20 protein-coding genes are annotated in these 21,622 nt (G+C 74.0%); 14 read left to right on the forward strand and 6 right to left on the reverse strand.

Annotation, left to right across the window (positions count from 1 at the left end):
- Positions 1-90: 90 nt before the first annotated feature.
- From Phou_RS33360 to Phou_RS33370, 3 genes are all read left to right on the forward strand, one after another.
- A complete protein-coding gene (locus Phou_RS33360; protein ID WP_173063596.1) occupies positions 91-1,308 on the forward strand; it encodes a sensor histidine kinase in 1,218 nt (405 codons plus the stop codon).
- Positions 1,296-1,934 carry a response regulator gene (locus Phou_RS33365; RefSeq protein WP_218579316.1) on the forward strand — a complete coding sequence of 213 codons (639 nt, stop codon included), beginning with the start codon at positions 1,296-1,298 and terminating at the stop codon, positions 1,932-1,934. The genes Phou_RS33360 and Phou_RS33365 overlap by 13 nt, the downstream gene beginning before the upstream one ends.
- A gap of 77 nt (positions 1,935-2,011) precedes the next feature.
- Positions 2,012-3,127: an SGNH/GDSL hydrolase family protein gene (locus Phou_RS33370; protein WP_173063599.1), complete on the forward strand. Its 1,116-nt coding sequence runs from the start codon at positions 2,012-2,014 to the stop codon at positions 3,125-3,127.
- Here the strand turns inward: Phou_RS33370 and Phou_RS33375 are convergent.
- Entirely contained in the window at positions 3,118-3,993 is an 876-nt protein-coding gene (locus Phou_RS33375) for a helix-turn-helix transcriptional regulator (RefSeq protein ID WP_173063602.1), read from the reverse strand. The genes Phou_RS33370 and Phou_RS33375 overlap by 10 nt on opposite strands.
- A 90-nt stretch (positions 3,994-4,083) precedes the next feature.
- Between Phou_RS33375 and Phou_RS33380 the strand changes: the two genes are divergently transcribed.
- Positions 4,084-4,950 (forward strand): phytanoyl-CoA dioxygenase family protein, encoded by an 867-nt coding sequence (locus tag Phou_RS33380; RefSeq protein ID WP_173063605.1) that lies wholly within the window; start codon positions 4,084-4,086, stop codon positions 4,948-4,950.
- A 57-nt stretch (positions 4,951-5,007) separates the two neighbouring features.
- Here the strand turns inward: Phou_RS33380 and Phou_RS33385 are convergent, their stop codons facing one another.
- The 4 genes from Phou_RS33385 to Phou_RS33400 form a co-directional block, all read right to left on the reverse strand.
- A complete protein-coding gene (locus Phou_RS33385; protein ID WP_173063608.1) occupies positions 5,008-7,089 on the reverse strand; it encodes a golvesin C-terminal-like domain-containing protein in 2,082 nt (693 codons plus the stop codon).
- 8 nt (positions 7,090-7,097) lie between these two features.
- Positions 7,098-8,024 (reverse strand): dihydrodipicolinate synthase family protein, encoded by a 927-nt coding sequence (locus tag Phou_RS33390; protein ID WP_173063611.1) that lies wholly within the window; start codon positions 8,022-8,024, stop codon positions 7,098-7,100.
- A 69-nt stretch (positions 8,025-8,093) separates the two neighbouring features.
- Complete coding sequence (locus Phou_RS33395; RefSeq protein ID WP_173063614.1) at positions 8,094-8,972, reverse strand: LysR family transcriptional regulator; 879 nt, start codon at positions 8,970-8,972, stop codon at positions 8,094-8,096.
- 28 nt (positions 8,973-9,000) lie between these two features.
- Positions 9,001-9,918 carry an aldo/keto reductase gene (locus Phou_RS33400; protein WP_246274025.1) on the reverse strand — a complete coding sequence of 306 codons (918 nt, stop codon included), beginning with the start codon at positions 9,916-9,918 and terminating at the stop codon, positions 9,001-9,003.
- A 100-nt stretch (positions 9,919-10,018) separates the two neighbouring features.
- Between Phou_RS33400 and Phou_RS33405 the strand changes: the two genes are divergently transcribed.
- From Phou_RS33405 to Phou_RS33435, 8 genes are all read left to right on the forward strand, one after another.
- The gene (locus Phou_RS33405) at positions 10,019-11,065 is read left to right on the forward strand and encodes a LacI family DNA-binding transcriptional regulator (protein ID WP_173063617.1); all 1,047 of its coding nucleotides are present in this window, start codon (positions 10,019-10,021) and stop codon (positions 11,063-11,065) included.
- 75 nt (positions 11,066-11,140) lie between these two features.
- Positions 11,141-12,067: an ABC transporter permease gene (locus Phou_RS33410; RefSeq protein ID WP_173063620.1), complete on the forward strand. Its 927-nt coding sequence runs from the start codon at positions 11,141-11,143 to the stop codon at positions 12,065-12,067.
- Positions 12,068-12,143: 76 nt separating this feature from the next.
- Positions 12,144-13,019: an ABC transporter permease gene (locus Phou_RS33415; RefSeq protein WP_173063623.1), complete on the forward strand. Its 876-nt coding sequence runs from the start codon at positions 12,144-12,146 to the stop codon at positions 13,017-13,019.
- Positions 13,020-13,033: 14 nt separating this feature from the next.
- Positions 13,034-14,530 (forward strand): ABC transporter substrate-binding protein, encoded by a 1,497-nt coding sequence (locus tag Phou_RS33420; RefSeq protein ID WP_173063626.1) that lies wholly within the window; start codon positions 13,034-13,036, stop codon positions 14,528-14,530.
- Positions 14,527-16,368 carry an MGH1-like glycoside hydrolase domain-containing protein gene (locus Phou_RS53415; RefSeq protein WP_246274026.1) on the forward strand — a complete coding sequence of 614 codons (1,842 nt, stop codon included), beginning with the start codon at positions 14,527-14,529 and terminating at the stop codon, positions 16,366-16,368. Before Phou_RS33420 ends, Phou_RS53415 begins: the two co-directional genes overlap by 4 nt.
- The gene (locus Phou_RS33425) at positions 16,365-17,966 is read left to right on the forward strand and encodes an FAD-dependent oxidoreductase (RefSeq protein ID WP_246274027.1); all 1,602 of its coding nucleotides are present in this window, start codon (positions 16,365-16,367) and stop codon (positions 17,964-17,966) included. Before Phou_RS53415 ends, Phou_RS33425 begins: the two co-directional genes overlap by 4 nt.
- A complete protein-coding gene (locus Phou_RS33430; protein WP_173063632.1) occupies positions 17,966-18,931 on the forward strand; it encodes an ABC transporter ATP-binding protein in 966 nt (321 codons plus the stop codon). The genes Phou_RS33425 and Phou_RS33430 overlap by 1 nt, the downstream gene beginning before the upstream one ends.
- Positions 18,928-19,689, forward strand: a complete 762-nt coding sequence (locus tag Phou_RS33435; RefSeq protein ID WP_218579318.1) for an ABC transporter ATP-binding protein — start codon at positions 18,928-18,930, stop codon at positions 19,687-19,689. Before Phou_RS33430 ends, Phou_RS33435 begins: the two co-directional genes overlap by 4 nt.
- Positions 19,690-19,696: 7 nt before the next feature.
- On the opposite strand, the gene Phou_RS33440 is transcribed toward Phou_RS33435, so the two are convergent.
- Positions 19,697-20,227 (reverse strand): hypothetical protein, encoded by a 531-nt coding sequence (locus tag Phou_RS33440; RefSeq protein WP_173063635.1) that lies wholly within the window; start codon positions 20,225-20,227, stop codon positions 19,697-19,699.
- A 72-nt stretch (positions 20,228-20,299) separates the two neighbouring features.
- Between Phou_RS33440 and Phou_RS33445 the strand changes: the two genes are divergently transcribed.
- Complete coding sequence (locus Phou_RS33445; RefSeq protein ID WP_173063638.1) at positions 20,300-20,893, forward strand: copper resistance CopC family protein; 594 nt, start codon at positions 20,300-20,302, stop codon at positions 20,891-20,893.
- Positions 20,894-20,992: 99 nt separating this feature from the next.
- Complete coding sequence (locus Phou_RS33450) at positions 20,993-21,622, forward strand: response regulator transcription factor (RefSeq protein WP_173063641.1); 630 nt, start codon at positions 20,993-20,995, stop codon at positions 21,620-21,622.

Raw genomic sequence — 21,622 nt, forward strand, 5'->3', positions numbered from 1 at the left:
CGCACCCGCCGTCACTGGTGCGGGGTGGAGCCCGCGGGTAGTGCTGGCGTTACCGCGAAAACCCGGCCGGGGCCGTACCGTCGGAGCATCATGACCGCGCGCTTGCTCACCTCGACGCGCCCGTGGCGCGCGACGGCGTACCTGCTGACGGGTTGGCTGGTGGCCACGGTGTGGGCGACGGCCGTCACGGCGCTGGTGCTGATGCCGGCGCTGGCCCTCGCGATCCCGCTGGCCGGCATCCCCCTCGCCGCGGTCGAGCGGTGGCGGCAGCGCCTGATCGACCCGGTGCCGCTGCCGTCCGGGCACCAGCGGCTGGTACGCCCGGGCCTGTGGGGTTGGCTGGCCACGCGGTTCCGGGAGGGCGCGACCTGGCGCGAGCTGGGCTACGCGGTGCTCTTCACGCTGGTGCTGGCCTGGCTCGACGCCGCCGTGGGCCTGCTGGTCGGCTCCGCGCTCTTCCTCGTCGTGTTCCCGGCACTGGTGCATTTCCTGCCGGCGTACCAGCCCGAGCCGCTGCTCGGCTTCGTGCCGGCGCGGCTGCCGGACGCGTTCCTGGCCACGGCGATCGGCCTGGCCGCGCTGCCCGTGATCGGCTACGCGGTCACGGCGTACGCGACGGTCCGCGCCCGCTGGACCCGCGCCCTGCTGCTCGGCCGCCCGCGTCGCGCGCCGTCGGCGCAGCTCGTCGAGCTCACCCGGTCGCGGGCCAGGATCATGAGCGCCATGGACGCCCAGCGCCGCCGGATCGAGCGCGACCTGCACGACGGCGCGCAGCAGCGGCTGACCGGCCTGATCATGACGCTGGGCATGGCCCGGCTCCAGCTGGCCGGTGCGCCGCCGGCCGGACGCGACCTTGTCGAGACGGCGTACGAGCAGGCCAGGGCGACCCTCACCGAACTGCGCGACCTGGTGCACGGCATCCACCCGCAGGTGCTCACCGACCGCGGGCTCGCCCCCGCCGTCACCGAGATCGCCGAGCGCTGCCCGGTACCGGTCGAGCTGCGGATAGACCTGCCGGAGCGGCCGCCCGAGCCGGTCGAGGCGGCCGCGTGGTTCATCCTCAACGAGGCGCTCACCAACATCGCCCGGCACAGCGGCGCGAGCCGGGCCCGCATCGAGCTGGTCCGGCGCGGTGGCCTGCTGGTGATCGACGTACACGACGACGGCGTGGGCGGCGCCGACGCGGCGCGCGGCACCGGGCTGCTCGGCCTCGCCGACCGCGTCGCCGTCCACACCGGACGGATCGCGCTGTCCAGCCCGCCGGGCGGCCCGACCGTCCTGCGCGTGGAGCTGCCGTGCGCGTCGTGATCGCCGAGGACGCGGCCCTGATCCGCGCCGGCCTGACCCACATCCTCACCCACTTCGGCCACCGGGTCACCGAGGTGGGGGACGCGCCGGCCCTGCTCGCCGCGGTCGACGCCGAGCCGCCGGACGCGGTGATCACCGACGTCCGCATGCCGCCCGGCTTCCGCGACGAGGGGCTGCGCGCCGCCCTCCAGCTGCGCGAGCGGCATCCAGGGCTGCCGATCCTGGTGCTCTCGCAGTACGTCGAGCACACGTACGCGGCGGAGCTCGTCGAGTCCGGCACCGCCGTGGGCTACCTGCTCAAGGAGCGGGTCGGCGACGTCACCGAGTTCCTCGACGCGCTCGACCGGGTCCGCGGCGGCGGCACGGTCATCGACCCGGACGTGATCCGCAAGCTGCTCGCCCGGCGCCGCGTACAGACGCCGCTGGGCCGGCTCACCGACCGCGAGCGCCAGGTGCTGTCGCTGATCGCCGAGGGGCGCTCCAACAGCGCGGTCGCGCGGCGCCTGGAGGTCTCGGAGGCCGCGATCGCCAAGCACGTCAACAGCATCCTGACCAAGCTCGACCTGCCGCCCGACGCCGACGACCACCGCCGGGTGCTGGCCGTCCTCGCCTACCTGCGCTCCTGACCCGCGCCGCCGCTTGACAACGCGCGCCCCGGGTCGGGAAGGTATGGCATCGCCAATCTTCGATACTTGGAGGCGGGATGAGGCGTGCTCTCGCGACGCTCGTGGCCGGTGTGCTCGCGGCGGGACTGGTGGCGGCGCCCGCCTCCGCCGGCTGCCGGGAGGCCGCCTGCCGGGCGCACACCGCCGGCCGGGTCGAAGCCGACGGGGGAGCGCTGCGGTTCAGCTGGCCCGGCGTGTACTTCGAGGGTCGCTTCCGCGGCACCGGCGTCGGCGTGGTCCTCGACGACCCCGCGGCCGACTACGAGATCCAGGTCGACGGGGCGACCGTCGCCACGCTGGTCACGCCCGCCGCCGGTACGCACTGGGTGACCGGGCTGCCCGCCGGGCGGCACGCGGTGCGGCTGGTCAAGCGCAGCGAGAGCCCGTGGGCGACCAGCACGTTCGGCGGGTTCGTCGCCGCGCCGGGAGGGGCCGTCCTGGGCCGCCCCGCCGCCCGGCACCGGCAGATCGAGTTCATCGGCGACTCGTACACCGCCGGCTACGGCCTGCTGTCCACCACCCGCGACTGCACCGGCGACGAGGTCAACCGCACCACCAACGCCGACCAGGGCTTCGCCGCGACCGCGGCCCGGCGGCTCGGCGCCGACTACCAGATCAACGCGTTCTCCGGGCGCGGCATGGTGCGCAACTACAACGGCGGCGAGCCGGGCACCGACTACCGCACCTACTACGACCGCGCGCTGCTCGCCGTCGACGGCGACGTCTGGTCCCGGCCCCGCTCGTGGCGCCCGCAGCTGATCGTCGTCGGGCTCGGCATCAACGACTTCAGCACCGCCATCAACCCCGGCGAGCCGTGGACGCCGCAGTCGCTGGTCGCCGCCTACCGCGCGGCGTACCACGGCTTCCTGGACAAGCTGCGCGCCCGCTACGGGCCGGCGGCGACGATCGTGGTCAGCGCCACCTACATGTCCAACACGACCGTCAACGCGGAGGCGGCGCAGCGGATCGTCCAGGAGCGCAACGCCGCGGGCGACCCGCGCGTCCGGTACTGGTACTACAGCAACGAGGACCTGGACTACCTGGGCTGCCACTGGCACCCGTCGCTGCACGACCACCGGATCATCGCCGAGCGCTTCCTCGACTACGTCGCGGCGCTGCCGCTGGGCTGGCGGGAGGCCGGCGCTCAGGGGTAGTCGGCGAGCAGCTGGCGCGCGAGCGGCAGCAGGCCGGCCCGCCGCACCGGCTCCAGCGGGTCCAGGTGCGGCGCGGCCCGGTAGGCGCGCGGCGGCAGCCCGTACGTCACGCGGAACCGCCGGGACAGGTGGAACGGGTTGGCGAAGCCGCAGACCTCCGCGACGGCGCCGACGGTGAGGCTGCTGCGCTGCAACAGCGTGGCCGCGCGGGCGAGGCGGATCAGCTCCACGGCGGCGACCGGGCCGGTGCCGAACCGCTGGCGGAACAGGCGCGCCAGATGGCCGGGCGAGACCTGGGCGGCCGCCGCCAGCTCGGAAAGGCTCATCGGCCGCGCCGGCCCGGCCCGCCACGCCGCGTGCAGGTGGTCGCCGAGCCGCCGGACGTGCTCGGGCAGCTCCTCCGCGTCGGCGCCGAGCGGGCCGCGGACGAAGACGTCGAGCAGCCAGGACAGCACGTCGGCGGTCCGCTCGGCCGCGCCGGGTGAGCCGGCGCTGCTGAGCCACAACAGGTACCGGCAGAGCGCGGCGAGCGGCTCGGACTGCTCGCGGGTCGTGGGCCAGTCGCGGTGGTCGCCGGCGCCGTCGGCGTAGAAGGACACGTACCCGTGCGCGCACGGGCGCTCGGGGTCCCAGGTGTAGCTCTCCCGCAGGTCGGGGCGGGACAGCAGCAGCAGGCCCGGCCGCAGCGGCACGGTCGCCGGCGTCGCGCCCGGGGCGCGCCCGCTGTGGTGCCAGGTCGCCTGCCCGTCGAGCATCCACACGAACTCGAAGCAGGGCAGCACCCGCGGGCCGAGGGTGGCGCCGGGCGGGTAGTGAGCGACCGCAGGGCCGTTGCGGACCCGCACCCGGACCGGTCCCGATGTCATGAACAGACATGTTATTGGCCGCGCGGGACATGGCCCGCGCCGGCCTTCGCGGGCAGGCTGAACCAGGAAGACCGGTGGCGAGGAAGGGGAATGCGGGTGCTGTACGACACGGTGTCGGATGCGCTGATCGAGCAGGTTCATCGGGACGGGTTCGGCGTGCTGCGGGACGCGTTGACGCCCGAGGAGGTGGCCGGCGTCAACGCCGAGGCCGTCCGCCTCTGCCGCGGCGACCTGGGCGCGATCGGCAACGGGCCGGCGGTCGCGGCCGGTGACAGCGACGCCGACGTGCTGCGGCGGTACCTGTGCGTCCACCACCCGCACAAGCTCTCCCCGCTGGTCCGGCGGGCGCTGGCGCACGAGCGGGTCGTCGAGGCGCTGACCGGGGTGATCGGGCCGAACGTCAAGGCCGTGCAGTCGATGCTGTTCATCAAGGCCGAAGGCCGGCCCGGCCAGCCGTGGCACCAGGACGAGTTCTTCATCCCGACCCGGGACCGGTCGCTGACCGCGGTCTGGATCGCCCTGGACGACGCGACCGTGGAGAACGGCTGCCTGTGGGTGCTGCCGGGCTCGCACCGCCGCGGCGTGCTCTACCCCGACCGCGACCAGGACGACCCGCGCTTCGACTGCTCGATCGAGGCGTACGACTTCCCGTACCGGGACGAGGACGCGGTGCCGGTCGAGGTGCCCGCCGGCTCGGCGGTCATCTTCAACGGGTACCTGCTGCACCGCTCGCTGCCCAACACCGGCCGGCACGGGTACCGGCGGGCGCTCGCCAACCACTACATGAGCGCCGAGTCCCCGCTGAGCTGGAAGGTGCCGGCGGGCCGGTCGCCGGCCAACTGGGACTACCGGGACGTGGTGCTCGTGGCCGGCGAGGACCCGTACGCGTACAAGGGCACGTCCGACGAGACCGTGGCGTACGTGCGGCCGGACAAGAGCGGCGGCTGCGACCGCTGACGGCCCGGCGGGGGGTGGGTCGCCCCGGCGCGCGGCGACCCACCCGACCCGGCTGGGCTAACCCACCCGCACCCACTGGACGGCGTCCGCGATGACCACGCCGTCCGCGGCGTCGCTGAGCTCCACCCGGCCCTCGATGCCGGCGCGGAACGGGAACGTGCCGAGCGACACCCACTCCCCGCCGCGCGGGCCGGTGGCGCCGCGGATCCGCTGGTTGACCGCGACCGGCGTGCTGCCCTCGGCGTGGTGGACCACGTACGTGGCGTTCGTGGCCCGGTTGGAGGCCGCCGAGTACGAGACGCGCACCTCGTACCGGTCGTCGCCCGGGATGGCCGGCCGCCAGCGCACCGCCGAGGCGCCGTCGCCGGCCGCGTGCGAAAGGTAGTTGCTGCCGTAGTACCCGGCCACGCCGGTGCCGCCCGGCCAGGTGCCGGCGACGACCGTGAAGCCCTGCTCGCCGTTGTCGATCGTGATGTCCGCGCGTACGTCGGCCGGGCTCGGCGCCTCGACCAGGCTCAGCTCGTCGAGCGAGATCAGCTGGCCGCCGCCGCGGCCCGGACCGGCCAGCGTGAAGCGGATCCGGTGCCGGCCGGGGCCGAGCCGCAGCCGGTCCAGCCGCACCACGTCGTACCCGTCGGAGCTCTCCGCCGTCGTGTCGATCGCGGACACCCGCGGCGCCTGGCCGTCGATCGTGACGGCGACGAGCCCGCCGGCCACCGGCCGGTAGTAGCGCAGCCACACCTCGAACTCGCCGCCGCGGCCGGTCTCGAACGGGTACTCGATCCAGTCACCGGCCGCCCGCGGCGTGTAGACCGCGCGGGCGCCGTCGCGGGCGGTGGGCTCGCGGACCACCGACACCGTTCCGCCGGGCCGCCGGGCGCCCATGGCGGTGCGGCCGAGGTCGTGCCGGTGCTCGGCGAGGCGGGGGCCGCGGGCGAGGCTGTCCCGGCCCTGCGTGAGCCACTCCAGGTTGAACCGGGCGACCGCGATCCGGCGGGGGAAGCTGGCGATGTCGCCCTCGCAGCCGTACACGAGCACGATCGTGCCGTCGGAGAGGCTGGCCAGGTCCGAGTAGTAGGAGCGGTTAGGGTTGACGACCCGGCTGTACCGGAACGAGTGCCCCTCGTCGTAGCTGACCGACACCGTCATGTTCCACCGCATCGGCGCGTCCGGCCGGCTGAAGAGCACCCGGTTGACGTCCCGGGAGCGGGGGCCGCCGGTGTACCGGACGACGCTCGCGTCCACCGCGTTGAAGACGCCGGTGGCACCGTCCAGTTTGGGCGGTGACCAGGTGAGGCCGCGGTCCTGGCTGATCGCCACGATGCGCTGGCGGTTGCCGCCGGAGGCCGCGCGGCCGTTGACGAGGACCGAGCCGTCCTCGCGCTGCACCAGCCGCGCCTCGTTGATCGGGTAGTCGGTCGAGACCGGCACCTCGCCGGTCGCCCGCCAGGTGCGGCCGTGGTCGTCGCTGTAGAGCGCGGCCATGCCGTAGAAGCGCTGCGCGACCGTGTTGCCGACGATGACCCGGCGGTGCGCGACGTTGACCAGCAGCCGGCCGTTGTCGAGCTGGATGCCGTGGCCGGGCCCGGGGCCGTGCAGCGCCCAGTCGTAGGGGAAGTGGTCGAACAGCCCGGCCAGCGGGCGTGGCGTACCCCACGTGAGGCCGCCGTCGGTGCTGGAGACGACGTACAGCTCGCCGCTGTCCCCGGAGCAGGTCGTGTTCTCCGGCAGCCGCTCGGAGAGCATGTAGAACAGGAACACCTCGCCGGTGGCCCGGTCGGCGACGAACGTCGGGTTGCCCCACGACTGTCCGTCCACCGAGGACACGACGGTCTGGGTGGGGCTCCACGTCTCGCCGCGGTCGGTGCTGCGCCGCACCAGCAGGTCGCGGGGGCCGGCGTCGCAGACCTCGTACCGGCCCTCGGTGGCGACGAGGATCGTGTCGTCGGCGAGCACGACGAGGCCGTGCACGTGGTAGTTCTCCAGCGGGTCCACTGTGGAGTCCCACAGCGTCGACTCGGCGAAGAACGGTGCGGTGCTGTCGTGGCGCGCGCCGGCGAGGGCCCGGGGCGCGGCCACGATGGTCGCGGCGCCGGCGGCCAGACCGATGGTGAACGTGCGTCTGCCGATCGTCGTCATGAACGCTCCTAGTCGTGGGTGACGAGGTCGTGGGGGGCGAGAAGGTACGCACCGAGCGGGCCGACCACGCGGGCCAGCTCGTCGGCTTCGGAAGGGGTGCACGGCGCCAGCGGCGGCGCGGCGTGCGGCGGGCAGAGGCCCCAGCGGGCCAGCAGCGCCTTGACCGCCGGTACCCCCGGGCGGACGGCGTGCAGCGCGGTGAGGCGGGTGTGCAGGTCCTGGAGGCGGTCGACCTCGGCGCCGTCGCCGGCCTCGTGCGCGGCGAGCAGGTCGGCGGCGAGCCGGGGCGCGAGGTTGGCCGTACCCGGGACGATGCCGCCGGCACCGGCGCGCAGCCCGGCGGCGAGCCCGCGCTCGTCGCCCTGGCTGACCGTGAAGTCCGTACGGCGGCGCGCCGCCTCGACCAGGTGGGCCAGCACCGCCGGGTCGGTGGAGGAGTCCTTGACGCCGACCACGTGCGGCAGCGCGACCAGGCCGTCCACACTGGACTCGGTGAGCGGCGTGGCGTACTTCGGCGCGTTGTAGGCCACCACCGGCAGCCCGACGCCGGCCAGCGCCGCGTAGTGCGCCACCACCTCGTCCGGGCGGTGGCGGAAGTACGTCGGCGGGCTCAGCACGAGCGCGTCCGCGCCGCTGTCCACGACCCGCTCGGCGCGCTCGCGCACCTCGTCGGTGCCGGGGGCGGTGACGTTGACCAGCACGACGCCGCCGTCGACGAGGTCACGCCAGCGCTTTACCGTCCCGGCGACGTACCCGGGCACCCGGTCGGCCCGGACCAGCGGCCCTTCGCCGTTGCTGCCGAGGAGCATGAGGCGCCGCACCCCGGCGTCCGCCATCGCCCGCAGCAGCGGGGTGCCGGCGGCCGCGGACGGCACGCCGGGCAGGTCCATGGGCGTCACGAGCGGCACCACGAGGCCGCCGAGCAGGTCTTTCACGCCACACACTCTGTGCGCGGGCGCCTACGGGGATCAACGGCGGTTCGCTACACGATCGTGTAGCGCCGGTTAACGATCGACGAGCGTCACGAAGTGGCGCACCGGCGCGTTCTCCTCGCCGGCCCGGCACACCAGCACGCGGTCGACCGGCGGCAGGTCGGCGATCGGGATGGTGGTGACGAGCCCGTCGGCGCCGTACGCGCGGAACGGCGCCACGGTCAGGTGCACGGTCCGCCCGGTCGCCACCAGCCGCACCGTGTCGTGCAGGCTGTGCGAGGTGACGCTGCGCCGCAGCGGCCGGCCGCCGGGCGTGGTCTCCGGCGCGACCGCGCGCAGCAGCGCCGGGTGGATGGCCTCGCCGGTGTGCGTGATCGGCCAGTCCGGCACCTCCTCGATGGAGATCGCGTCCCGCACCGCGAGGGGGTGGTCGCCGGCGACCGCGAGCACGTGCGGCTGGCTGTCCACGGTCGCGCCGACCTGCAGCTCGGGCAGCTCCCGCGCCGGCCGCCAGGTGACCAGCAGGTCGATCTCGCCGCGGGCCAGCGGCCCGTACGGGTCCTTGAGCGGCACCTCGATGAGGCTGAGCTCGCACTCCGGGTACTCGTCCTCGAACCGGGCCGCGAGCGCGGTGAACGCGCCGCCCGCGGTCATCGTGTGGTACCCGATGCGCAGCTCGCCCCGGACCGCGGCGGCCTGCCGGCGGGCGCCGGCGAGGACGGCCAGCAGCTGCGCGTACGCGGGGGCGAGCGACTCGTGCAGGTGCGCGCCGAGCGGGGTCAGCGACACCCGGCGGCTGGTGCGCTCGAGCAGCTGGCCGCCGATCCGCCGCTCGAGGGTGCGGATCGTCTGGCTGACGTGTGACGTGGTCACCCGCAGCCGCTGCGCGGCCCGCCCGAAGTGCAGCTCGGTGGCGACCGCGAGGAATGCCTCGATCTCGCGCATCTCCATGATCGAACCGTACAGCCTGAGTTAACGATCAGGGCAGCTTGGCGCCGCGGGCGGTCACCCACAGCCGGTACCACTCCTCGTGGGTGAGCTCCGGCGGGCGCCGCACCGCGTCCGCGCAGGCCGCGATCCGGGAAGGCCGCGTGCTCCCGATGACCGGCGTGATGCCGGCGGGGTGGCGGCGCAGCCACCACAGCACCACCGTCTCCGGCGTGGTGCCCTTGTCCCGCGCGAGGTCGGCGACCAGCCGCGCGGTCGCGACCTCGGCCGGCGTCTCCTGCCGCCCGGTGTACCGGCCCTGGGCGAGCGGCTCCCACGCCTGCAGCGCGATCCCGTTGGCGACGCAGTGCTCGACGGTGCCGAGCGGGAAGCCGTTGGCGGCGGCCTCGGCGGTGTTGACCAGCACGCCGGCCTCGAGCCAGTCGCGGTGGCGCAGGCTCATCTGGAGCTGGTTGACCGTGAACGGCACGCTGAGGTGGGCCTGGAGCAGGGCGATCTGCGGGGCGCTCATGTTGGACACGCCGAAGCGGCGGACCAGCCCCTCGGTGCGCAGCGCGTCGAGCGTCTCGCCGACGTCGGCGGGGTCGGCGAGCGGGTCCGGCCGGTGCAGCAGCAGGATGTCGATCGCGTCGACGCCCAGGCGCCGCAGGCTCTGCTCGACCCGGCGCCGGATCGAGGCGCCGCGCAGGTCGTAGTGGCCGGGCATGTCGGCGTCGGCGAGCCGGATCCCGCACTTGGTCTGGATCACGATCCGCTCGCGCAGGCCGGGCGCGCGCCGCAGCACCTCGCCGAACACCGTCTCGGACCGGCCACCCCGGTAGATGTCGGCCAGGTCGAAGACCGTGATGCCGGCCTCCAGCGCCGCACCCACCGCGGCCTCGGCGGCGGCGATGTCGGCGCTGCCGACCCTGTCACCTTCCCCACCCAGCCGCATGCACCCCAGCAGCACCGCACGCCCCCTCGACCCGTGAACGAGATCTTGACGGCCCCGTTCCACCGTTGTAACGTCCACGCAACTCATACGCATTAGTCAACGAGAGAAGGGTACCGTGGCGCGCAGGGTCCGGCAGGCAGACATCGCCCGTCAGCTGGGGATTTCCCAGGCGACGGTATCGCTGGTGCTGTCCGGGCGGGCCGGCCGGGACATCGCGATCAGCCCCGAGCTGCGCGAGCTCGTGCTGCGCACCGCGCGCGACCTCGACTACCAGGCCGACCCGGTGGCGCGCAGCCTCGCCGGCGGGCGCAACAGGCTGCTCGGCGTCTTCACGTTCGAGCCGGTCTTCCCGGTCGGCCAGCGCGACTTCTACCACCCGTTCCTCGTGGGCGTGGAGCAGGAGGCCGAGGCCCAGCGGTACGACCTGGTGCTCTTCACCAGCGCCACCGACGGCGCCGGGCGCCGCTCCATCTACCGTTCCGGGGCCAACCGGCTGCGCCTTGCCGACGGCGGCCTGCTGCTCGGTCTGGAGCCGGACCGGGAGGAGCTGGCCCGGCTCGTCAAGGAGCAGTTCCCCTTCGTCTTCATCGGGCGCCGTGACGTGCCCGGCGCCGAGCTGTCCTATGTGGCCGCCGACTACGCCGGCGCCACGGCCGCGCTCGTCGGCGAGCTGTTCGCGCGCGGCCACGAGCGGGTCTGCCTGGTCACCGGCACCACCGAGCTGGAGCCCACCGTCGACCGCACCAGCGGCTTCGCCTCCGCGCACCGGGCGGCCGGCCGGGCGCTCGACCCGCTGTCGGTGTGGGCGGTGGAGCCGGACGGGATCACCGCGGCGCAGCTGCGCGCGCGGCGGGAGCGGGGCGTCACGGCCTACGCGGTCGAGGGCGTCGCCGACGACCGGCTGGTCGCCGCGTTCCTTGCCGCCGCCGCGGAGGCCGGCCTGAGCGTGCCTGGCGACGCCTCGCTCGTCGTGCTCGGCGACGTGGGCGACGAGACGGCGGCCCGGCGGTGCACCCGCTTCGCCGTCCAGCGCGAGGAGATGGGCCGCGCCTCGGTCCGCCTGCTCATCGAAAAGCTCGAGGCGGCCGACCCGGCCACGGTCAGCCGCACGACCGTCCCTTGTGTACCCGTCCCGGGTGACACCGTCGGACCGCCACGCTGAACAACCGCACATACCCCCTAAGCCGTACCGCGCGAGAAGACTAATGCGCATAAATGGATCACTGAGGAGGTGGACATGGGCCGGATGGTGCTGCGGCGCCTCGCCAGCGCGCTCGTCGTGATGTGGGGTGCCGCCAGCCTGATCTTCGTCGTGATCCGGCTGGCGCCCGGCGGGCCGGCGCTGGTCCTGCTCGGCCCGGACGCCTCGCAGGAGGAGGTCGACGCGCTGACCACCCGGTTGGGACTGGACCGGTCCCTGCCCGAGCAGTACCTGCACTACCTGCTCGACGTGTGCCGGCTGGACTTCGGCGACTCCTACCGGCTCGACATGCCCGCCATGGAGGCCGTGCTGAGCCGCCTGCCGGCGAGCCTGGAGCTGGCCGCCACCGCCGCGGTCATCGCGGTCTGCGCCGGGCTGGTGCTCGGCCTCGTCGCCGGCTACCGCCGCGGCGGTGTCGTCGACCGGGTCACCAGCGCGCTCACGATCGGGCTGCAGGCGTTTCCCACCTTCTGGGTGGGCATCATGCTGATCCTGCTCTTCGCGCTGGTGCTGCGGGCGCTGCCCAGCTCCGGCGCGGGCACGCCGCAGCACATCATCCTCCCGGCGGTCACGCTGTCGCTGCCGTTCACGGCGATCGTCGCGCGGCTGACCCGCAGCAGCGTCGTGGAGGAGATGGAGGAGCCGTACGCGGCGACGGCCCGGGCCAAGGGCCTCAACGACCGCCAGGTGCTGATCGGCCACGTGCTGCGCAACTCCCTGACCCCCGTGCTGACCGTCGTCGCGCTGCAGCTCGGCGCGCTGATCGGCGGCGCGGTCGTGGTGGAGAACGTCTTCGCCTGGCCCGGCCTCGGCTCGCTGATCGTCTCGGCGGTCAGCAACCGCGACTACGCGGTGGTACAGGCGGCCGCGCTGACGATCGCCGGCATCATCGTGCTGCTCAACCTCCTCGCCGACCTCGCCACGGCCCGGCTCGACCCGCGCATCCGGGTGGGTGCCGGATGAGCGAGCGGAGCGAGCGAATCATTGGGCGCAGCGCGCTTGGAGCCTCGTGCCCGCCCGCAGCGAAGCGAGGACGGGCATGAGCGAGCAGATCGGGGTGATGACGCGGCTGCGCGCCGTGCGCCGGCATGGTGCCGCGCTGTGGATCCCGCTGGGCGTCGTGATCGGGTACGTGCTGGTCGCGGCGGTCGGGCCGCTGCTGCTCGGGTACGACCACGTCACGACCGAGGTCGGCGACCGGCTGCTGTCTCCCGGCTCGGCGACCTCGGACGGCGGCACCGCCTGGCTCGGCACCGACGGGCTCGGGCGGGACGTGGCCTCGCAGATCGTGTACGGCGCCCGCACCTCGCTCACCATCGCCACCGTCGCGGTGACCGTCTCCGCCCTGGTCGGCATGACCGTCGGCGCCCTCGCCGGCCTGGTCGGCGGCTGGGTCGACGTGGTGCTGTCCCGCGTCATCGACGTGCTCCTGACGTTCCCCGGCGTGCTGCTGGCCATCGTCGTGGCCGGCCTCTTCGCGCGGGGGCTGCCCACCGTCATCCTCTCGCTGTCCATCACCGCCTGGACCCCGTTCGCGCGGGTGGCGCGCAACGTCACCCTCAGCATCAAGGAACGGGAGTGGGTCAGCGCCGCGCGCCTCATGGGTGTGCGCCGCCCGTCCCTGCTCGTCCGGCACGTCCTGCCGTTCGTCGTGCCGCCGATGGTGGCCATGGCGACGCTGGAGTTCGCGCTCGTCGTGCTCGCCGAGGCCGGCCTCAGCTTCCTCGGCATCGGCCTGCCCTCGGGCACGCCCTCGTGGGGGCAGACGGTCGCGAACGGCAAGGAATATCTCGCCACCGCCTGGTGGATCTCCGCATTCCCCGGTATCGCGCTCTTCGTGCTGGTCGTCAGCGTCGGCTTGCTCGGCGACCAGCTCTCGGCGCGGCTGGGCCGCAACCGACGCTCCCCGCTCTGACAGGAGTTTCCCCCATGAGAGTCCTCTTCAGACCGTTCATCGCGGCCGTCGCGGTCGCCGCCACCCTGGCCGCCTGCTCGAGCACCAGCGGCGGCGACTCCGCCGACCCGAGCTCCATTGTGGTCAGTGGCACGTACCCGATGGAGTCGATCGACCCGCACTCGGCCGAGGGCGGCTCGGCCGGCAAGGAGTTCGCCGGTCAGGCGATCTACAGCCGGCTCACCCGCCCCGACGCGCAGGGCAAGATCATCGGTGACCTGGCGACCGAGTGGTCGGCCGACCCGACGGCCACCACGTGGACCTTCACGCTCCGAAGTGGAGTGACGTTCTCCGACGGTACGCCGCTGACGGCCGACGACGTGGTCGCCTCCTTCCAGCGGCTGATGGCCGGCGACAGCCCCATCAAGACCAACTTCACCGACGCGAAGGTCGAGGCGCCCGCGCCGGACAAGGTGGTCGTCACCGCGGCCAAGCCCGACGCCGCCCTCGCCAGCAAGGCGGCCACGCTCTTCGTGCTGCCGAAGAACGTCGGCGCCGACTTCTTCAAGAAGCCGGTCGGCTCCGGGCCGTTCACGGTCAAGTCGTTCACGCCGGGGGAGGACCTCGTGCTGACCGCCAACGACACGTACTACGCCGGCAAGCCCAAGGTCGACCAGGTGACGATCCGCACAATCCCGGAGATCTCCGCCCGGCTGACCGCGCTGCGCACCGGCGAGGTGGACCTGGTCTGGGGCGTGCCGGACGACCAGCTGGAGAGCCTGAAGTCGGACGGCAACCTCAAGACCGAGTCGGTCTCCAGCCACCAGGTCTTCACGATGTGGTTCAACTCGTCGGTGCCGTCGCTGAAGTCCGCCGCCGTGCGCAACGCGCTGTGGAAGGCGGTCGACTTCAAGACCATCGTCGAGAACCTCTACCCGCAGACCGGCAAGCTCGCCGTCTCGCCGCTCGCGCCGACCGTGTTCGGGTACAGCGAGCAGCAGCCGAAGGCGTACGACCCGGCGGCCGCCAAGGCGGAGCTGACCGCGGCCGGCTTCGACTTCGGCAAGCCGCTGCGGCTGCAGTTCGCCAACTCCGAGTTCCGCCCCTTCAACCAGGCGGTCGTCTCGGACCTGTCGAAGATCGGGGTCAAGGTGGAGCTGCTGGAGAAGGAGCAGGCGGTCTTCATCAAGGACCTGATCGCGCTCAACTGGGACGTCAACTTCCAGCAGCTCGGCACGGCCGGCTTCGACGCGGCCACCAACCTCGGCCGCCTCTACACCTGCGCCGCCAAGCGCAACGGCTACTGCAACCCGGAGCTGGACAGGCTGCTGGCCGAGGCGGGCACGACGAGCGACGCGGCCAAGCGCCAGGAGGCGTACGCCGCCGCGAGCAAGATCATCTGGGATGACGCGGTCGGCATGTACCCGATGTCCGTGCAGATCGCGTACGTCTGGAACAAGCGGCTCGACGGCTTCACCCTCGACGCCAGCGGCTATCCCGACTTCACCAACGCGACGGTGGCGCAACCGTGAGCATCGCACTTCCCTTGACGTCCGAGGCCTACCGCCAGGCGCAGCAGCGCCTGGCGCGGGGCTGGAACACCTGGGACACCCGCAGCCTGCTGACCCAGGTGCTGCTGCCCGACGGGCTGGCCGTCGCGCTCGGCGTCAAGGAGTACTACCGGGGCAACGCCCTCAACCAGATCCAGATCGGGCGGCGCGAGGAGGGCGCCGAGGAGGTGACGCTCGGCCCGCACGCGATCGACGGCGCGTACACCCAGGTGACCGTGCGGTGGCGGGGCGTGGAGCTGTCGGTCGAGACCGCGCACGCCGGCGACGACCTCGTCGTGCTGGTGACGCCGCTGGCCAACCAGGCGCAGCCGGCGACCCTCACCGTGTCGGCGGGCCTGCTCTGGAACCGTCCCGGCGCCGTGCGCCGGGCCGGCGAGAGCCTCGTCGCCGAGCTGCCCGGCCGGAAGGTCGCGGTCTTCGGGACGGCGCCGCACTACGACGACCCCTACGTCGACATCACCGGCCCGTACCTGGCGCTGCGGCTCGACGGGCCGGTCGGGGTGTCGACGGGGGAGCGGCGCGACCTGGCGCGGATCCGCGAGATCGTGGCGGCGGCGCGGCCGGCGGCCGCGGCGAGCCCGCACGAGGAGCTGGTCCGCGACGCGATCGCCTGGAACACGGTGTACGAGCCGGCCGGCCAGCGCGTCGTGACCACCGTCAGTCGACTGTGGAACGTCGGCAAGCGCGGCGGCTACGCGCTGTTCTGCTGGGACAACTACTTCAACGCGCTGCTCGCCGGGCTCTTCAGCGCCGACCTCGCGTACGCGAACGCGGTCGAGATGACCCGCGAGCTCACCCCGGCCGGCTTCGTGCCGAACGTGGCGCAGGGCACCGGCCGGCGCACGTACGACGGCTCGCAGCCGCCGGTCGGCGCGCTCGCCGCCCGGGAGCTGTACCGGCGCTTCGGCGACCGCTGGTTTCTGGAGGAGGTCTTCCCGGGCCTGCTGCGCTGGAACCGGTGGTGGTGGCGCACCCGCCGGGACGGCGAGCTGCTCTGCCTCGGCTCCACCGCCTTCGAGCCGCAGTGGCCGTCACCGCAGGACATCCCGCGCATCGACCAGCACTTCGGGGCGACCTGCGAGAGCGGCTGCGACGACCATCCGATCTTCGCGGACATCCCGTACGAGAAGTCGACCGGACTGATGCTGGCCCACGACGTGAGCCTCAACAGCGAGTACGCGATGGACTGCGCCGCCCTCGCCGACATCGCGGCCGAGTTGGGCCACGACGCCGAGCGGGACGAGCTGCGCGAGCGCGGTGCGGCGGTGGCGGACGCGATGGAGCGGCTGCTGTGGTCGCGGGAGACGGAGTCGTACCGCAGCCGCCGCACCGACACCGGCGACTTCACCGCCGACATCTCGCCGATGAGCCTCTACCCGCTGCTGGCCGGCGTCGGCGCCGGCGGCCGGGACCGGCGGATGGTCGAGCGGTACCTGCGCGACGAGCGCTACTTCGGCGGGCGCTGGGCGGTGCCGTCCACGCCCCGCACCGACGCCGAGTCGGCCTCCCGCAGCTACTACTGGCACGGCCGGGTCTGGCCGCCGATGAACTTCCTGGTCTACATCGGACTGCGGCGGGCCGGGCTGGCGGAGGAGCGGCGCTGGCTGGCCGAGCGCAGCGCCGAGCTGGCGATGAAGGAATGGAACGAGGCGCGTCACGTGCACGAGAACTATTCGGCGAACACCGGCGAGGGCTGCGACAAGGCCAACAGCGAGCCGTTCCACTCGTGGGGCGCGCTGCTGAGCCTGGTCCCGCTGATCGAGAGCGGCGCCGTGGACTACTTCCGGGAGGGCGCGTGAGCAGCGCGGACGTCCTGGTCGTCGGCGGCGGCCTCGGCGGTGTGGCGGCGGCCCTCGCGGCGCTGCGGCGCGGCCGCACCGTGCTGCTCACCGAGGAGACCGACTGGCTGGGCGGCCAGCTGACCACCCAGGCGGTGCCGCCGGACGAGCACCCGTGGATCGAGCGCTTCGGCTGCACCGCCAGCTACCGGGCGCTGCGCGACGGCATCCGGGCCTACTACCGGCGCTGGTACCCGCTCAGCGACGCCGCCCGCGCGGCCCGCTACCTCAACCCCGGCGAGGGCACGGTCAGTCCACTGTGTCACGAGCCGCGGGTGGCCGCCGCGGTCATCGACGCGATGCTCGCCCCGTGGACCGCCGCCGGCCGCCTGCGGGTGCTGCTGCGCCACCGGCCGGTCGCGGCCCAGGTGGACGGCGACCGGGTGCGCGGCGTGGTCGTCGAGGACCCGGAGGGCAACCGGGTCGAGCTGACCGGCAGGTACGTGCTGGACGCCACCGAGCTGGGCGACCTGCTGCCGCTGACCGGCGCCGAGCACGTCACCGGCTTCGAGTCGCGGGAGCAGACCGGCGAGCCGCACGCGCCGCAGGCGGCGCAGCCGGACAACATGCAGGCGTTCTCGTGGTGCTTCGCGCTCGAACACCGGGCCGGCGAGGACCACACGATCGACAAGCCCGCCGAGTACGACTTCTGGCACGGCTTCAAGCCCGACTTCTGGGGCGGCGAGCTGGTGTCGCTGACCGCGCCGGACCCGCGGACGCTGGAGCGGTACCCCCGCTCGTTCGTGCCCAACCCGGCGCCGGACGGCGAGGTCGTCGCGGACCAGAGCCTCAGCGCCGGCGACAGCGAGCTGTGGGTCTTCCGGCGGATCGTCTCCCGGCGGATGTTCGCGCCGGGGATGGTGGACAGCGACGTCACGCTCGTCAACTGGCCGATGATCGACTACTTCCTCGGGCCGCTGATCGGCGTGGGGGAGGAGGAGAAGGCCAAGCACCTCGCCTCGTCCCGGCAGCTCAGCCTCAGCATGCTCTACTGGCTGCAGACCGAGGCGCCCCGCCCCGACGGCGGCACCGGCTGGCCCGGCCTGCGCCCGCGCGGCGACGTGCTCGGCACCGCCGACGGCTTCGCCAAGGCGCCGTACATCCGGGAGTCCCGCCGCATCCGCGCCGAGTACACGGTGGTCGAGCAGGACCTGTCGCTCGACGTGCGCGGCGAGCACGGCTCGGTGGTGTACCCGGACAGCGTCGGCGTCGGCGCGTACCGCATCGACCTGCACCCCTCGACCGGCTCGGACACCTACATCGACGTGGGCGCGACGCCCTACCACCTGCCGCTGGGCGCGCTGCTGCCGGTGCGGCTGGACAACCTGCTGCCGGCCGGCAAGAACATCGGCACCACCCACATCACGAACGGCTGCTACCGCATGCACCCGACCGAGTGGAACATCGGCGAGGTGGCCGGCGCGCTCGCCGCGCACTGCCTAGACAGCGGACTGGCGCCGCGGCAGGTGCGCGCCGACCCGCGCCGGTTCGCGGACTTCCGCGACACGCTGGTGCGCGACGGCGTGGAGCCGGCCTGGCCCAGGATCGGCGGCTACTGATGGACACGCTGCTGCGGGTGCGCGACCTCGTCGTCGAGGCCGGGCCGCTGCGCATCCTCGACGGCGTGGGCTTCGACGTGCCGGCCGGGCAGACGCTCGGCGTGGTCGGCGAGTCGGGCAGCGGCAAGACGATGACCGCGAACGCCGTGCTCGGCCTGCTGCCCGCCGGCGTCTCGGTCACCTCCGGCAGCATCGCGTTCGGCGGTACCGAGCTCGTCGGGCTCCCCGAGTCCCGCCGCCGGGCGGTCCGCGGCTCCGACGTGGCGATGGTCTTCCAGGACCCGCTCGCCGCGCTCAACCCGGTGCAGCCGGTGGGGCGGCAGGTCAGCGAGGTGGCCCGCCGGCGGGAAGGGCTCTCGCGCGGTGCGGCAGGGCGGCTCGCGGTCGAGCTGCTCGACCGGGTCGGCGTGCCCGACCCGGCACAGCGCGCCCGTGCCTACCCGCACCAGCTCTCCGGCGGCCTGCGCCAGCGCGCGGTGATCGCGATGGCCCTCGCCGGCCGGCCGAGGCTCATCCTCGCCGACGAGCCGACGACCGCCCTGGACGTCTCCGTGCAGGGGCGCATCCTCGGCCTGCTCGCGAAGGTGCAGGCCGAGGACGGGGTGTCCGTGCTGCTGATCAGCCACGACCTGCGGGTCATGGCACACGCCGCCCAGCGGGTGGCGGTCATGTACGCGGGCCGGGTCGTCGAGCAGGGCGCCACCCGGGAGCTGCTGCGGGCGCCGCGCCACCCGTACACGGCGGCGCTGGTCCGGTCGGTGCCCGCCGTGCACACGCGCTCAGCCCTGGTGGCGCCGATCCCCGGCAACCCGCCGAGCCTGGCCGCGCTGCCGTCCGGGTGCCGCTTCCACCCCCGGTGCCCGCTCGCCGCCCCGCGCTGCCGGGTCGAGCAGCCCGCGCTGCGGGAGGTCGGTCCGGACCGGCTCTCCGCCTGCCACCGGGCCGAGGAGGTGAACGGCGCGTGAGCCTGCTGTCGGTCGAAGGGCTGTGGACCACGTTCAAGGCGCCGGGCCGCGGCGTGATCCAGGCGGTCGCCGGCGTCGACATCGCCGTGGCCGAGGGCGAGACGGTCGGCCTGGTCGGCGAGTCCGGGTCGGGCAAGTCCACATTGGCCCGTTCCGTGGTCGGGCTGGAACGCGCGGGGCGCGGCCGCGTCACGTTCGCCGGTACGGACGTCACCAGGGGCTGGCCGCGGCGGATGCGGCGGGACGTGCAGATGGTGTTCCAGGACCCGCGCTCGTCCCTCAACCCCCGGATGAGCGTCGGCGCGATCGTCGCCGAGGGGTGGCGCGCCCACCCCGGCCTGGTCGGGTCGCGCGACGCCGGCGCGCAGGTGGCCCAGCTGCTCGAACAGGTCGGCGTCGACCCCGCCCTCGCCACGCGCCGCCCGGCACAGCTCTCCGGCGGCCAGTGCCAGCGGGTCGCGATCGCCCGCGCCCTCGCGCTGCGCCCGCGGCTGCTGGTCTGCGACGAGGCGGTGTCCGCATTGGACGTGTCGGTGCAGGCGCAGATCCTCGCGCTGCTGGCCCGGCTGCGCGCCGACCTCGGCCTCGCGATGCTCTTCATCTCGCACGACCTCGGCGTGGTGCGGCAGCTCGCCGACCGGGTGGCGGTGATGCACCGCGGCCGGATCGTCGAGGAAGGCCCCGCCGAGCAGGTCTACGAGTCGCCGCGGGACGCGTACACCCGGACGCTGCTCGACTCCGCGCTGGAGCTGGACTGACCGCCGCTCAGGCACCGGCGAGCGCGACCAGCAGGATGCCGGCGGCCGCCAGCAGGTAGAGCGCGGCCGGCCGGCGCACCCGCGGCTCCGGCGGCGGCTCCGGCACGCTGCCGGCCAGCCCGGCCTCCCGCGCGGCGCGCAGCCGGGACTCGATCCTGACCGGCAGGTCGCGTGTGGACGGATGCACCCGTGCCAGCCACCACGGCCGGTCGAAGCGGGCCTCCAGCACGCCGGCCGCGGTCCGGACGGAGACGCGGTTGTCGCGCACGCCGACGGACGTGACCTCCGTCCAGGGGTGGCGGTGCACGCCCTTGCCGTCCACGAGCACCAGGCCGCCGTCGTTCCACAGCAGGCGGGGGCGCAGGTCGTAGCGCCACAGCTCCTCGACGATCAGCAGCATCACGGCCACCCACAGCAGCCGCGCCCACAGCCGGTCGGCGAGCGCGCCCGCGGCGCCGGTCGCGCCGACGGCGACGACCACGGCGCTCCAGCCGAGGACCCGGTTGGGACGGACGACCTGAGGCGCGGGTTCGCTCACGCGACCGCATGGTACCGGCGACCGGCAGGTTGGTTGGACCCTCCGGACGGACGAGGCGCTACCGTGGGCGCCGTGAACCGTTACCGACTGCCGGCCGTCCTCACCGCCCTGCTCGCCGCCGCCCTGGCGGTCGTCGTGCCGGCCGCGCCGGCCGCCGCGCACACCGAGCTGAAGAGCACGTCACCGGCGGCGAAGAGCACCACGACGAAGCCGGTCACCGAGGTCACGCTGACGTTCACCGGCCTGGTCAGGAAGCCGGGCACCACGGTCGCGGTGACCGGGCCGGACAAGACGTCGTACAGCGTCGGGGACCCCGAGGTGCTCGACCGGACGATCACGCAGAAGGTCGACCCGCTCGCGGTCGGTGTCATCACGGTCGCGTGGACCACCGCCGCGTCGGACGGGCACGAGATGAAGGGCACCTTCACCTTCACCAACCGGGCGGCGCCACCCACGCCCAGCGCCGAGCCGAGCCCCAGCCCCAGCGTCGCGCCGACGACCGCCGCGCCGCCGCCGGCCGCCACCACGGCCGCGGCCAGCCCGGTCGCGGACGAGGACTCCTCGTCCGGCGCCGTGTGGTGGGTCGTGGGCGCCGCGGCCGTGCTGCTCGTCGCCGGCACCGGGGGCCTGCTGTGGCGGCGCCGGAAGGCCGGAGGAGCTCCGTAGCAGGTGGTGGGCCGTCGCCTGATCCTCCAAACTGGAAGGTTGGGGTCCAAACTGGACGGAGCCGTCGGCGGGCACTAGCGTGAGCCTCCGGGGGAAACCATGCCGGAGGATGTGAAGGCGGGTCCGCTGCCGGTCGCGGCCGGACAGACCCGGTGCGGCGGCGTGCTCGGCTCGGTGACCGCGCTGGCCGGCCTGGTCGACGGGGCGAGCGCCGGCGTGCTGCTCAATGTGGACGGTGAGGTCGAGGTGCTGCCCGGCCTGGCGGACCACGACCTGCTCACGGCCACCTCGCCGGTCCTGGACGTCGCGCGCAGCGAGGTCGCCGCGGGGTACGTGCACCGCACCTTCCTGTGGCCGCTGGGCGGTCCCCACGCGCCGGACGGGTACCTGCGGGTCACGGTGCTGGCCAGCCCCGCCGACGCGCCGACCTGGGTGTGCGGCCTTGTGCTGCTCTCGCCGCCGGGCGACCTGCGCAGGCTGACGCCGCGCGAGCTGGAGGTGCTCGGGCTCGTGGTCGACGGCCGCTCGAACTGGCAGATCTCCCGCACGCTCGTCGTCGCCGAGCGCACCGTCGCCGCCCACGTGGAGCACATCCTGGACAAGCTGGACGCGCCGACCCGTACCGCCGCCGCCGTCCGGGCCGACCGCACCGGCCTCTACGTGCCCGACCAGCGCGCGCTCGCCGAGCCCGCCGGGCGGCGCCGTGTCGCCCGCGGCGAGGCCGGCTGA

Source organism: Phytohabitans houttuyneae, assembly GCF_011764425.1.
Classification (GTDB): Bacteria; Actinomycetota; Actinomycetes; order Mycobacteriales; family Micromonosporaceae; genus Phytohabitans; species Phytohabitans houttuyneae.